The sequence below is a fragment of the Rhodococcus sp. MALMAid1271 genome, from assembly GCF_049195265.1.
GTDB lineage: Bacteria > Actinomycetota > Actinomycetes > Mycobacteriales > Mycobacteriaceae > Rhodococcoides.
The window spans coordinates 1-13,195 of sequence record NZ_JBMIRQ010000106.1; the positions used below are offsets into that span (position 1 = coordinate 1).

The 13,195-nt window shown below is 65.6% G+C and carries 14 protein-coding genes; 9 read left to right on the forward strand and 5 right to left on the reverse strand.

Annotated elements, in window-relative coordinates; all coding sequences use genetic code 11:
* On the reverse strand, window positions 1–186 hold a 186-nt coding region (locus ACOQFP_RS16955; protein WP_421584971.1), incomplete at its 3' end, for a hypothetical protein.
* Window positions 187–191: 5 nt separating this feature from the next.
* On the opposite strand from ACOQFP_RS16955, the gene ACOQFP_RS16960 reads away from it, so the two are divergent.
* Window positions 192–575 carry a VOC family protein gene (locus ACOQFP_RS16960; protein WP_206489110.1) on the forward strand — a complete coding sequence of 128 codons (384 nt, stop codon included), beginning with the start codon at window positions 192–194 and terminating at the stop codon, window positions 573–575.
* On the opposite strand, the gene ACOQFP_RS16965 is transcribed toward ACOQFP_RS16960, so the two are convergent.
* Both ACOQFP_RS16965 and ACOQFP_RS16970 read right to left on the reverse strand, forming a co-directional pair.
* Complete coding sequence (locus ACOQFP_RS16965; protein WP_341243921.1) at window positions 572–1,852, reverse strand: EAL domain-containing protein; 1,281 nt, start codon at window positions 1,850–1,852, stop codon at window positions 572–574. The genes ACOQFP_RS16960 and ACOQFP_RS16965 overlap by 4 nt on opposite strands.
* Before the next feature lie 105 nt (window positions 1,853–1,957).
* Window positions 1,958–3,352, reverse strand: a complete 1,395-nt coding sequence (locus ACOQFP_RS16970) for a hypothetical protein (RefSeq protein ID WP_421584972.1) — start codon at window positions 3,350–3,352, stop codon at window positions 1,958–1,960.
* Window positions 3,353–3,492: 140 nt separating this feature from the next.
* On the opposite strand from ACOQFP_RS16970, the gene ACOQFP_RS16975 reads away from it, so the two are divergent.
* The 5 genes from ACOQFP_RS16975 to menE are packed head-to-tail and all read left to right on the forward strand — an operon-like array spanning window position 3,493 to window position 6,779.
* The gene (locus ACOQFP_RS16975) at window positions 3,493–4,665 is read left to right on the forward strand and encodes an inorganic phosphate transporter (protein ID WP_341243923.1); all 1,173 of its coding nucleotides are present in this window, start codon (window positions 3,493–3,495) and stop codon (window positions 4,663–4,665) included.
* 7 nt (window positions 4,666–4,672) lie between these two features.
* The gene (locus tag ACOQFP_RS16980; protein WP_341243924.1) at window positions 4,673–4,960 is read left to right on the forward strand and encodes a hypothetical protein; all 288 of its coding nucleotides are present in this window, start codon (window positions 4,673–4,675) and stop codon (window positions 4,958–4,960) included.
* A gap of 24 nt (window positions 4,961–4,984) precedes the next feature.
* Window positions 4,985–5,314 (forward strand): DUF3349 domain-containing protein, encoded by a 330-nt coding sequence (locus ACOQFP_RS16985; RefSeq protein ID WP_206489050.1) that lies wholly within the window; start codon window positions 4,985–4,987, stop codon window positions 5,312–5,314.
* A 3-nt stretch (window positions 5,315–5,317) separates the two neighbouring features.
* Window positions 5,318–5,632, forward strand: coding sequence for a DUF3349 domain-containing protein (locus ACOQFP_RS16990; RefSeq protein ID WP_206489049.1), 315 nt, complete (start codon window positions 5,318–5,320; stop codon window positions 5,630–5,632).
* Window positions 5,633–5,642: 10 nt separating this feature from the next.
* Window positions 5,643–6,779 (forward strand): o-succinylbenzoate--CoA ligase, encoded by a 1,137-nt coding sequence (gene menE / locus ACOQFP_RS16995; protein ID WP_421584973.1) that lies wholly within the window; start codon window positions 5,643–5,645, stop codon window positions 6,777–6,779.
* A 7-nt stretch (window positions 6,780–6,786) separates the two neighbouring features.
* On the opposite strand, the gene ACOQFP_RS17000 is transcribed toward menE, so the two are convergent.
* Window positions 6,787–7,158 carry a DUF4440 domain-containing protein gene (locus tag ACOQFP_RS17000; RefSeq protein WP_421584974.1) on the reverse strand — a complete coding sequence of 124 codons (372 nt, stop codon included), beginning with the start codon at window positions 7,156–7,158 and terminating at the stop codon, window positions 6,787–6,789.
* 118 nt (window positions 7,159–7,276) lie between these two features.
* On the opposite strand from ACOQFP_RS17000, the gene ACOQFP_RS17005 reads away from it, so the two are divergent.
* The 3 genes from ACOQFP_RS17005 to ACOQFP_RS17015 all read left to right on the forward strand — a co-directional run bounded on the left by ACOQFP_RS17005 (window position 7,277) and on the right by ACOQFP_RS17015 (window position 9,918).
* Window positions 7,277–8,056, forward strand: a complete 780-nt coding sequence (locus tag ACOQFP_RS17005) for a PIG-L family deacetylase (RefSeq protein WP_206489046.1) — start codon at window positions 7,277–7,279, stop codon at window positions 8,054–8,056.
* 78 nt (window positions 8,057–8,134) lie between these two features.
* Window positions 8,135–9,088, forward strand: a complete 954-nt coding sequence (locus tag ACOQFP_RS17010; RefSeq protein WP_206489045.1) for an ATP-binding cassette domain-containing protein — start codon at window positions 8,135–8,137, stop codon at window positions 9,086–9,088.
* Entirely contained in the window at window positions 9,085–9,918 is an 834-nt protein-coding gene (locus ACOQFP_RS17015; RefSeq protein ID WP_341243928.1) for an ABC transporter permease, read from the forward strand. The genes ACOQFP_RS17010 and ACOQFP_RS17015 overlap by 4 nt, the downstream gene beginning before the upstream one ends.
* Here the strand turns inward: ACOQFP_RS17015 and ACOQFP_RS17020 are convergent.
* Window positions 9,915–13,151: a BTAD domain-containing putative transcriptional regulator gene (locus tag ACOQFP_RS17020; RefSeq protein WP_421584975.1), complete on the reverse strand. Its 3,237-nt coding sequence runs from the start codon at window positions 13,149–13,151 to the stop codon at window positions 9,915–9,917. The genes ACOQFP_RS17015 and ACOQFP_RS17020 overlap by 4 nt on opposite strands.
* Window positions 13,152–13,195 lie beyond the last annotated feature (44 nt).

Genomic DNA, 13,195 nt, shown 5'->3' on the forward strand with positions numbered 1-13,195 from the left:
ACGACCATGCGGGCAGGAGTGGAGCCTGCGGAACGACCATGCGGGCAGGAGTGGAGCCTGCGGAACGACCATGCGGGCAGGAGTGGAGCCTGCGGAACGACCATGCGGGCAGGAGTGGAGCCTGCGGAACGACCATTGGCGGTACGTGGAGCCTGCGGACGACCACGTTCGGTACGTGGTATTCATGCGGGGTGGACATCCTCGCTGCTCGAACGATTCTGCGCCCGGTCGACTACCGCACGACCGTCGAGTTCTATCGAGACGGCCTGTCGCTGGCAGTGTGCCGCGAATATCCCGGTGGAACGGTGTTTTTCGCGGGCCAGAGCCTACTCGAGATCGCCGCTCACCATCGCAGTGACGACGCGCACGGGTCGTTCTCCGGGGCACTGTGGCTGCAGGTGCGCGACATCGACTCGGCCGCGGCCGAATTGACCGCTGCCGGGATCCCGATCACGCGCGAGGCCAGAACCGAGCCGTGGGGCCTGATCGAGATGTGGACAGAGGATCCGGACGGGATTCCGATCGTGTTGGTGCAGGTCCCGCACGATCACCCGCTCCGCCGCGATACCCGCTAGATCGGGCCGCCGTCGGCGACCGTGCGCAACACCGCGGCGGCGGACTGCGGCCGCGACCACAGATAGCCCTGCGCGAGGGTGCACCCGAGTTCGAGTACGGCATCGGCCTGTTCGCGGCTTTCGATGCCTTCCACGATCATCGAGAGGTCGAGGTCCTTCGCCACTCCCGCCAGCGACCTGATCATCGCCCGTCCGGCAACGGTGTCGACGAAACGCGTCAGGTGCCCGTCGATCTTGATCCCGTCCGGCTGCAGTGTCACCAGCCGTTCCAGAGAGGACCAGCCGGAACCGAAATCGTCGAGCAACACCCGGAAGCCCAATCGATGCACCTCGTCGATGTGCTTGCGCAGCAATGGACCCGGCGTCACGGCTGTTGTTTCGGTGAGTTCGAGGGAGATCGACGACGGAGACACCCCCGAGGACGCGATGGCGCGCTCCAACTGCCTGACCCCGTCCGGGTGCGCAAGGTGTCGCCCCGAGATGTTGACGGTCAGCCGCAGATCCGGACGGTGGACGTGCCACTTCTTCATCTCCACCGCGGCCTGCGTGAGCACACTGAGGTCGACGTCGATGATCAGCTCACTGGACTCGGCGAACGGAACGAAATCCGCAGGTACCACCATCCCCCGCGTCGGGTGGTGCCAGCGAGCCAACGCCTCGAAGCCCACGATCTGCTCGGTCCGCAGATCCACGATCGATTGAAACCAGGGCACGATGTGACCGTCGGCGATGGAATCGGCGATGTCGTTGTCACTGCCGAGGCGAATCACGCTCGATCCGACCCGGCGATGCAGGTCGAGCTGTTCCTCGAGCACCGACGCGAACTGTTCGAGTTCCTGCATCTGCTCGTCCGAGAGCGAGCGCGGCGTGCGATCGAGCAGACAAAGGGTGCCGATCACCAAGCCTTCGCGCCCCCGCAGCGGGACAGATGCATACGACTCGATGCCGTTGTCGTCGAGGATTGCGCGTTGCCGGGTGGTGGCGTGGATGCGTCCGTGAGCCACCACAGCGGGCTCTCCGGTGCGGACCACGTCATCGCACAGAGTCTCGGACCGCACGACGGTCGACACCGGTGGTCCACCTATATTGACCAGGGTGTATTGCGTGTCTTCGTCGAGCACGTTGAGCTGGGCGATAGCAAAGCCGACGCTCCGTGCGGCGAATTCGACCGTCGACCGCAGAGCAGGCGTCGTGGCCTCGAAATCGAGATAGCGGCGGGCAGAGTCGCTCTGGCGCCGAGACTGGGAGCGCGCGCTGTCCGCGACCTCACCATCCACCGGCATCTCCTCGCACGCTCCACCCGAGCCCGTTGAGGAATCGGTTCCAGGTGAGCTCAACCGGGAGAGAACGGGAGATTCGACCCCCAGTCCATCTCCGATCCGTCACACGGACGGATACCGAGTGTGTAGCAATCGATGTCGCAACACTGCGGCGGCGAGCCGCTTGCCCTCATCGGTCGCGAGCGCACCGAGCGATTCCGGCGTGGACACGGGCTCGGATTGTGGCAACTCGAACGCGCCGAGCGCTCCGAGCTCGGTGACCAGAGACCCAGCGAGCGGGGCGGCGTGTTCGGCAGCGGGCTCCGCACCGGCATGGGTCCAGCCCTCGGCGCGCAACAGCCGCGCCAGGTCGTCGGCGGTGGCCTCGACATCCGCAGCATCGTGCCCGACGATCATGCGGGCGAGAACAACCTCCGCGGCGATGGCGTCCGGGTGATATTCCGTGCCGACGATCCCGGCCGTCAGTACCCGCCACAGCCCGTCGGAACTGAGCCGCCGGGTGCGGGCAGTGGGAACGACCCGCCCCGCCGAACGACGCAGCAGACGCACGCGCATCAGGAGGCGTCGAAGCGTGAGGACTTTCTCGGTATCGAGTTCCCGGCCGACCGTCAGCGGACGTTCGGCCGGGGGAAACACCGTGGACGCGATACGCGCCACCACATCGCTCGGAAGGTACCCCGAGTCGGTCAACGGGACGCCGTCCCCGATACAGCCGATGAAGCTCTCGAGCCTACGCACGCAGCCGTACATCGGCTGCGAGGCCTCGTGCAGCGCATCACGCAACCCGAGATAGAGCTCGGCGCGCGGTTCGCTGTAGCTGCTCCACAGTTCGATGCGGTGGTCGAGGAGTTGTTCGAGAAGGACGGCCTCGGCCTCGTTCCTGCCGCGATCGGACGTGAGCACCGCGTCGGTGACGCCGCGTCGACGCGTGGCCAGAGCGTCGACGCCGAGCGGGCGTCCACCCGGCTTCGACGGCTCGAACTCACCGGCAATAGTGGCCACTTCCAGCGTCTCGCCGATCTTCTCGACGATGGAACGCTCGGTGCCGGTCGGGAGGTCCTGCCAGGTCACCAATTCGGTGTCGACAGCACCGATGCCCGACTGCTCGGTCGCCGCTCGATACCTCTGCAACCACACCGCGTCGTCGGCTGTTCGCACGAGATCCTCGGTGACGGCGCTTCGGGCGATCTCTGCATAGCCGACGCGTCCGAGCCGCTCGAGCAGTTCACCGAGTGCTCGGGCGATCTCGACGCCGCGATCGGGCCCCTCCGCCAGGTGCCGAAGATGAACCCACAGGAACGTCTGCACGGAATGTTGCGTCGGACCGGCCGGAGCAGACACCGCGACCAGAGCGTCCCACCCAAGGCGCGCGTCGGCAGCGAGTGCGGGATCGACCGAATCGAAGTACGACAGAGCGGCCGACACCGCATCGTCCATGCCCGATCCCTTCACGGTGTCCCACTGTTCCACAGTGCCCCAATTCAGGGAGCGGGTCACCTCCTCCGAACCTCGCGAAACGAGGCATATACGGCAAAAAGATTCACAGAAACCGAACGAGCGACAAATTCCGAGCGCCCCCGGAAGAACAGTTCGTACGAGGTCTTCGACGATCGCCGTTCGTGTCCCACAATTTCACCGTGAGCGCTGAATTCCTCGTACTTCTCGTGGTGGTCGTGACTGCACTCGCATTCGACTTCACCAACGGTTTCCATGACACCGCCAACGCCATGGCGACGTCGATCGCAACCGGTGCACTCCCGCCGAAAGTTGCGGTCGCCCTGTCTGCCGTCCTCAATCTGGTCGGCGCATTCCTGTCCGTGGAGGTTGCCGCAACCGTCGCGAAAGGCATCGTCGATCTCGGCGACACCGGCGGCGGAGAACTCCTCACCATCATCTTCGCCGGACTCGTCGGCGGCATCCTCTGGAACCTCGCTACCTGGCTGCTCGGCATTCCCTCCAGCTCCTCGCACGCACTGTTCGGCGGCTTGATCGGTGCCACCGTGGCGGGCCTGGGCACCAGCGGCGTCGTGTGGGACGGAGTCTGGACCAAGATCGTGCTGCCCGCCGTACTCGCCCCGATCGTGGCCGGGCTCATCGCCACCGTCGGCACCTGGGTCATCTACCGCATCACCGCCTCCGTCCCCGAGAAGTCCAGGGAGCGCGGATTCCGCTGGGGGCAGATCGGCTCCGCGTCGCTGGTCTCCCTCGCACACGGAACCAACGACGCCCAGAAGACGATGGGGGTCATCTTCCTGGCACTGGTCGCCTACGGCACCGTTTCCCCCGATTCGGACATGCCGCTGTGGGTCAAGTTCAGCTGCGCCCTGGCGATCGCCCTCGGCACCTATCTCGGCGGCTGGCGGGTCATCCGTACCCTGGGCAAGGGCTTGGTCGAGATCGCGGCACCGCAGGGCATGGCCGCCGAAGCCTCCTCGGCAGCGATCATTCTCACCTCGAGCCACCTCGGTCTTCCGCTGTCGACCACGCAGGTCGCCACCGGCTCGATTCTCGGGTCAGGACTCGGCAAGCCGGGCGCAGCCGTGCGCTGGAACGTCGCGGGCCGCATGGCCGTCGCCTGGGTCATCACCCTGCCCCTCGCAGGCGTGGTCGGGGCCGCGTGTTGGTTGCTCGCCCACACGATCGGCGGACTACCGGGAATCCTGATCGTCTTCGCCGTCCTCGTGGCGCTCGCCGCGTTCATGTACATCCGCTCTCGCCGTCAGCCCGTCGATCCGCGCAACGTCAACGCGGAATGGGACGGCGGACTCGTCCCGGCCCCGACCGATTCCGACTCTCCCGTGAAGGTCTGATGCACTCATGGACACTCTGAAACACACTCTCGATTCGCTGTGGCAGGTCGTTCTCGTCGGCCTGCTCCTCGGCGCAGGGCTGCCCGCGATCTTCGCGTTCGGGCTCAAGGCACTGTCCGTCGGCGAGCCCTCGGACGAGGCCGCGGCAACCGGCACCACTCGCGTCGCTCGACCCGTCGTGGCCACTGCCGCAGCGATCACGTGCTTCGCCGTCGTCATCGTGGCCATCGTGGCCGGAATCGCCTTCATCATGAAGGACTTCTTGAACAGCTCGTTCGGTATCACCGTCTTCTGACCCGCGAAAAGGACTGTTGTCGACATGACCGACCCTAGGAAGAGCACCTTCCCGTCATCGGTTCTCGAATGGCTCCGAGCCGGCTACCCCGAGGGCGTGCCGCCCAAGGATCGATTTCCGCTAGTGGCACTGCTGCGCCGCGCGGCACTGACCGACGCGCAGGTACAGGAGGTAGTCCTGGAACTCGTCTCTCCCGCCACCGGAGCACTGGACCACGGTGCAATTCCACCCGGAGAGATAGCCACGTACATCCGCGACCAGATCGACGCCGAGCCGACGGCCGAGGACATCGCCCGGGTCTCGGCGCGTCTGGCAGCCGGTGGCTGGCCCCTGGCGGATCCGGCCGCCCTGTAATCGATGCCGGTACCGTCTTTCCTCCACTCGATCGTCGGATGGCTTCGCGGTGGGTATCCCGACGGAGTGCCCGAATCGGACTACATACCTCTGCTGGCCATTCTGACTCGGCGACTGTCCGAGGAGGAGGTGCAGTCGGTGATGGACGCTCTCATCGCCGACGGCCGATTGCCTGCCGACAAGGCAGGCATCTCGGTCACCATCACCAAGATCACCAACGAAATGCCCCGCGAGGAAGACATCGACCGGGTACGCGCCAACCTCGCCGCCGGTGGATGGCCCCTGGCCGACCCGTTCACGATCCGGCGCACGGACTAACCTCGCGGGTGTGCTCGACAGTGTTGCCGTTCCTTCTGGACCGGCCGCGGCAGATCTCCTGCCGCGGCTGAGTCGTCTACTGGCCGGCGACGGCCCGGCCCTACTCCCCGTCCCCGCCGACGACCCACGCGAGATTCGCCGTCTGCACGAGGCGCTGTCGCCGGGAACCCCCATCGACGACGGCGTCGCACTGGTAGTCGCGACCTCCGGAACGACCGGAGTCCCCAAGGGAGCCATGCTGTCCGCATCGGCATTGACAGCGTCGGCGACCGCCACCGAGGAGCGACTGGGCGGGCCTGGCTCGTGGCTGTTGACGTTGCCCGCACACCACATCGCCGGGCTGCAGGTGTTGCTGCGGAGCGTGCTCGCCGGGACCGCGCCCGTCATCATGGACGTCTCCGCAGGATTCGACCCGGCCGCGTTGATCGAGGCCGTCGGCCGGATGTCGGGTCCGTTGCGCTACACCTCGCTGGTGCCAGGACAGTTGGTGAAGGCCTTCGAGAATCCGGAGGCGGTAGCGGCCCTCGCGTCACTGGATGCCGTACTGCTGGGCGGGGCGGCAACGCCGATACCGCTGCGCGAGCGGGCCCACGAAGCGGGCATTCGACTGGTCCGCACCTACGGCATGAGCGAAACCGCCGGCGGCTGCGTGTACGACGGAGTTCCGTTGCGCGACACAGAGGTACGCATCGACGCCGGACGAGTGGTGCTGGGCGGAAGTACCCTCGCCTCCGGGTATCGCGGATTGCCCGATCACCCGGCGTTCGCCGAACCCGGATGGTTCCGCACCGACGACGCCGGAACCATGGTTGACGGGGTCCTAAGCATTTCCGGTCGACTCGACGAGGCCATCTCGACCGGTGGGCTGACCGTCGTACCGCAGGTGGTCGAAGCCGAGCTGGCCACGCATCCTGCCGTGCTCGAATGCGCAGTCGTCGGATTGCCGGACGAACGGCTGGGTCAAAAGGTGGTCGTCGCCGTGGTCGCTTCCGATCCGGTGACCCTGGCGGAGTTGCGCTCTCACATCGCGTCGTCGTTGGATGTCACAGCGGCACCGCGCGAGCTGTTCCTGGTCGACTCGCTGCCGACCCGAGGGCCGGGAAAGCTGGATCGGGCGGCATTGCGGACGATGCTGGCGACGCGTTGAGCGTGGATTACCGCAGTGGTGTGCCTTGATGGTGTACCAGTTCCCATCCCGAAGCGGCATGCCGCCACAACGAGGTTCGACGCGCGTGCACTCCCGATACCGTCGAGATCCAGTGCACCAGAACGAGTTCCGCGCTGATCAGTCGACCGTCCAGCTCGAGCACCTCGATGGTCTTCGAGTCTTCGGTGCCGAGCAGGTCGAGTATCGACGACTTGTCCCACACTGCGCCCGAGGCACCCACCTCGGAGAAGTCGTCGGCAAGCAGTGTCTCGACCCTGGCACGATCACGGCGGCATTGAGCAGTCTGCAACTCACGCTCGAGCGCCAGAACCGTCGACAGGTCGAGGCCACCGGGACCGCCATCGGCAACACGAGTCATGAGGGACAGTCTCCCGCACATTCGCGAGGACCTGAAGTGATGACGCCGAACACCGGCACCCGAACAGATCGGCCCGCCGACTGGGCTGCACCCGATCCGACGTGCAAACATTGACGCCATGAGTGTTCTGGTCTGCTTCCACGCACATCCCGACGACGAAGTGTTCGGCACCGGAGGGGTGATGCGGCTGGCCGCCGATGCAGGCCACCGCGTGGTGCTGGTGACCGCAACCGACGGTGCCCTCGGGGAGTACCCCGACGGAATCCTCGCCGAGGGTGAGACACTCGCCGAACGCAGGCGCATCGAGTTGGACCGATCGGCCGCCGTCCTCGGAGTTGCCCGCGTCGTTCGGCTGCACTACGCCGATTCCGGCATGGCCGGCACCGCGGACAACGCCAATCCGGACGCGTTCTGCAACGTCGACGTCGACACCGCCGCGCAGCGGTTGGCCGAGGTACTGCGCGAGGAGCAGGCCGATGTCGTGACCATCTACGACCCGAACGGTGGCTACGGCCATCCCGACCACATCCAAGTGCACGTGGTCGGCAAGCGTGCCACCGAGATCGCCGAGACGCCCTTCGTCTACGAGACCACCACCAACCGCGATCACATGCGCAAGCTGATGGAGGCCAATCCGCACTGGAGCGAGGAAGCGACTCCGCCGGACATGGAGAGCTTCGGTTTGCCCGAAACCGAGATCACGACGGTCGTCGACGTCTCCACGGTGATGGACGCCAAGCGGGCCGCGATGGAAGCACACGCAACCCAGGTCGGTGACTTCGGACCGTTTCTGCAGATGGCTACAGCAGACCTCGCATCCGCGTTCGGAACCGAATGGTTCAGAAAGCTTCGCGGTACCGGTGGCGTCGGCCTGACCGAAACCTCACTGCCACTCTGATCGCACCACACCGGCACACGACAGCGGACGCAAGCGCGACGAAAGCGTCGTGCAAGCGGCAGGGGCGATCGTTGCCCCATGACCACACCAGCAATCGAGGCGCAGAGCCTCGTCAAGACATTCGGCAAGCAACGCGCCGTCGACGGTGTCAGCCTGACCGTTCCCACCGGATCGGTGTACGGCGTCCTCGGCCCCAACGGCGCAGGCAAGACCACCACGGTCCGCATGCTCGCCACCCTCCTACGACCCGACGGCGGCTCGGCCCGCGTCTTCGGCCGAGACGTCGTCGCCGACGCCACCGCGGTCCGGTCCCTCATCGGTGTCACCGGCCAGTACGCATCGGTCGACGAGGACCTCACCGCAACCGAAAATCTCGTCGTCTTCTCCCGACTGCTCGGTCTGAGCCGACGCGACAGCACAGCAAAAGCCGTCGAACTGCTCGAAGAATTCGGTTTGACGGACGCAGCGTCGCGACCGTTGAAGTTGTTCTCCGGTGGCATGCGTCGACGGCTCGATCTGGCTGCAAGCCTCATCGCGGCACCGCCACTGCTGTTTCTCGACGAGCCGACCACCGGCCTCGATCCGCGTACCCGCGCACAGATGTGGGACACCATCCGTCGCCTCGTCGCGGACGGTTCGACGGTACTGCTGACCACGCAGTATCTCGACGAGGCCGATCAACTCTGTGACCGCATCGCCGTCATCGACCACGGCCGCGTCATCGCCGACGACACCGCCGACGGCCTCAAGTCCTCGGTGGGCACCTCGGCTCTGTCCCTGACCCTCGACGACCGGAACCAGATCGACGATGCCCGCGCACTGGTCGCCGGGCATCTCGGTGTCGAGGTGACAGTCAGTGCCGAGGCAGCTCGGTTGACCGCACCGATGGCCGACACGTCGTCGACTCCGGACATCTTGATTCGCCTGCGCGACTTCGGCATCGAGGTCAGCGAGATCACCGTCACCAAACCCAGCCTGGACGAGGTCTTCTTGACCCTCACCGGCAAGAACGCACACGAGGATGCTGCATGACCACCACACTGAACCCACGATCGTCCACGCACTTCGACCCCGCAGACCTCCCCGTAATTCGGCACATCGGTATCGCCCGCACGGCAGCGCAGTCCGTCACCATGGGATACCGCGGTCTGCTCAAACTCCGACACAACCCAGAACAGCTCACCGATGTGGTGCTGCTACCGGTCATCTTCACCCTGATGTTCAGCTACATCTTCGGCGGCGCAGTGGCGGGCGATGTCACCACGTACCTGCCGATGATCGTGCCCGGCATTCTGGTGCAGACAGTCATCACCGGATCGGTCGTCACCGGTACGCAACTGCGAGAAGACATGGACAAGGGGGTCTTCGACCGATTCCGGTCACTCCCCATTGCCCGAATCGCCCCGCTGGCAGGTGCTTTGATGGCAGATGTCATCCGCTACCTGATCGCCGCGGTCGTCTGCTTTCTCACCGGATTCGCAATGGGGTACCACCCAGCAGGCGGCGCACTCGGTCTCGTCGGAGCCGTACTGCTGGTGATGTTCTGCGCCTGGTCGATCAGTTGGATTTTCGCGCTACTGGGCACCGTGATGAGCAAAGCCTCCTCGGTCCAAGGCATCTCGATGCTGGTGCTCTTTCCGTTGACGTTCCTGTCCAACGCGTTCGTCGACACGAGCACGATGCCGAACTGGCTGCAAGCATTCGCCGACGTCAACCCCGTCTCACATCTGGTGACAGCCGTCCGCGAACTCGCCAACACCGGACACTTCGGGATTCACGTCGTGTACTCGATCATCGGCGGCGCCGTGATCGTCGCGATATTCGCACCCCTGACCGTGAAGATGTACATGCGCAAAACCTAGACCAACTCGAGCAACCGCAGAATCTCTTGCAACGCAGTGGTTCTGGTGAAGCCGGCAGCCCGAGCGATACCCGCGTCGACCTCACCGTCGCCCAGGACCGCTCGGGCCGCCGTCAGATGCCGGTCGATCCGCATCGAAGGAAAGTCCTGCCGACCCACTGCCCGGTCCGACACCGCCAGCAACTGCAGGCCCAACTCCTGATCGCCACAGTGCAGCTCGAACGACCCCATCGCACACGACAGCGCACCCAGCATCGGAATGTCGTGGAACCCACCGGGCATCGACATATTCCATCGATCGACCCGCAGCGCCCGGACGGTGTCACGGACACGCTCTGCCGCCCCGTTGAGCACGTGCGCTCCGACGGCCGCGCACACCAGAATGGTCATGAACGGATCACCTGGATCATCCGACGGCCATCCACCCGACGCCAGCGCCGCCCGAAACCCCGCCAGACCTTGCTCGACAGCACCTTCCTCGATATCGGCGGCGGCCCGCACAGCCGTCAACGACGCCGAGCTCTGCTGCTGAGCGTGATCCCACCACGCTCCGGCGTCGGCCTCGTCCGTCGAATCGAGGGTGATCTGCCGCTGTGGTTCCACGGCCGACAACTCATCGAGCATCGCACGTCCGTCATCGACACTGCCTGCGCCGATCAGTGCCATCGCCAGAAAGGTGCGGGTCTGCACGCTTTCCTCGTAGGCGTGCATCTCCCACATCACCTCGGCCGAGGTTCGGTAGTACTGCGCGGCCCGCGCGTAGTCACCCGACAGCCCGTACGAGCCTGCAAGCGTCTGCGCCGTCGTTCCCACACCCCAGAGGTCGCCCCGACGCCGCGCAATCTCGAGCGCCCGCCCGCTGTCGCGAATCGACTCGAACACCCGGCCCGAGTTCTGCGCGAGCATTGCGCGGACGAGGTGGGCATTGCACCGAACGTCCTCGTGCTCGGACCGGGTGGCGAGAGCCAACTTTCGAGCCAAACCCCGGCCATCCATGCCGAAGACCATCAGTTCGGCGTTGAAACGCAGGCCGGGCGAGATCGCGTCCCTGGTGCGCAGGAGTCGACGGATGTCGACTCGAATGCGCGCAACGCGACGGACATGGCCATCGTGGGCAAAGTGGGCCGCCAGCACCAGCATCGCCATCGCGGCGTTGTCGTCGGGTGTACCACGCAGTCCGTCGCGCATACAGCTCTGCACTCGCTGCGCCCAGTTCAGCACTTCCGAATGCGCACCGCGCATGGCCCAGAAGTAACCGAGAACCGAGAACAACGTGCACACGTGGTCTGAAATCCGTTGCGCGAAGGAGTGTCTCATCAACGACAGCAAGTTGTCGTGCTCGACCTCCACGAGCTCGACCACGTCGGCGACACGACCGTCGGAGTACCCGTCGGAAACCCGAACCGCAATGGACGTCGACCACGAACGCAGCCGAGCCGCGACGCCATCGACTTCCCCGCTCGCCGCCAACTGCTCCTCGCAGTACTCGCGGACGGTCTCGAGCATCTTGTAGCGAATTCCGGTATGTGTTTCCACGACGGTGAGCATCGACTGATTCACCAAGCCGTCCAGCGCGATCGAAATATCCTCCACCCCAGACCATTCGGCAACCCATCGCGCTGCATCGAGATCGAATCCGGCGGGGAACCGACACAGACGACGCACGGCGGCCTGTTCGGTGGCGTCGAGCAGATTCCAGCTCCAGTCGATGACGGCATGCAGCGTGCGGTGCCGCTCCGGCCGGGTCCTGTCCGGCGTCTGCAGCAGCGCGAACCGGCGATCCAACCTGGTCTCGATGTCCTCGACCGTCATCGACTTCACTCGCGCAGCCGCCAATTCGATCGCCAGCGGCAGACCGTCGAGTGTCCGGCACAGGCGGGCGACTGCCTCGGCATCGAGCCGCGCCGACGGCCGAACGGCACGCGCTCGGATACAGAACAGTTCCGTCGCAGGGGAATCGAGCCCGGAAACACCCAAGGACGGAAGCGGAAACACCGATTCGGCCGTGATTCCCAACGGCGCACGCGAGGTGGCCAATACGGTCACCGAATCGGTCGCGGAAACCAGCATGTCCACCACCTGTGCGACCTCGTCGATCACGTGCTCGCAATTGTCGAGAATCAGCAAACCCCGACGGGTGGAGAGGACCTCGGCCAAGCGTTCCTGGATCGAATGAACCCGGGTGACCTGCAATCCGCCGACCTTGAAGTCCGCCTCGGTCAGCCCGAGAGTCGCTCCGATGGCCGACGCGACGTCCTCCCCGCTTCGGAGCGAGGCCAGCTCGACGAACGTCACCGACATTCTCGCCGCCGCACGATGACCCAGCGCGTGGGCGATGCGCGTCTTGCCCGCGCCGCCGGGGCCGAGGACGGTGGTGACGCGTGCACCGGCGAGCAGCATTTCGATAGCGTCGATGTCGCCGCCTCGACCGATGAGCTCGTTGGGGGCGACACGCAGACCGACCGTATGCAGCAGCTTGAGTGTGTCGTGGCCGAGGATCTCTGTGTTCAACGCCGTCGTGGCCGGTGAAGGATCGGTCCCCAACCGATCGGCGATCTCGCGGCGCAGAGTCGCAAATACCGTCAAAGCATCGTTGGATCGGCCCAGTCCGTGCAACGCACGCATCAGGTCGGCCGCCGCAGGCTCGTCGACCGGATCAGCGGCGGCCCGCGCTCGTGCCAGCGGCAGGGCATCGCCGAATCTGCGCAGACCGAGCAATGCCGAGACCTGTACGGACCTCAACGTGATCTCGATCGCATCCGCCTCCGCCCTGACGGCGTCGACCGGGTCGCCGCGCCACAGACCGAGAGCATCGACTACGAGTTCGAGAGCTTCCTGGAACTGCGAATGCCCGAGACGGTCCTGCGCGGCGCGGGCCAGTGTGCGCGCACGCCCGAGATCGATGTCCGCCGCGTCGAGAACCAGCCGGTACCCCGCGGGCCCGCTCTCGAGAGAACCGTTGGGCAGCGCCGCCCGCAGCCGCGAGATCTGGGTCTGGAGAGCGTTCTTCGGCGATCTCGGTACGTGCTCCGGCCACACCTGCTCGACGAGGTAGTGCGCCGATTGTGCCCGCCCAGGTGTGAGCGCCAACGCCACCAGCAGGGCCCGAGCCCGCGCACCTGGAACCGGCATCGAACTGCCCTCGATCACCGTCGCAACCACACCCAGAATCCGCACCACCGGTGGCTCGGCCGTGAGGTGCGCGGTCTGGGGATATGCGATATCGATGTGCACTGTCTTCGAATCGTAGGCGTCGGTGTCGGTACCATCGACTCGAC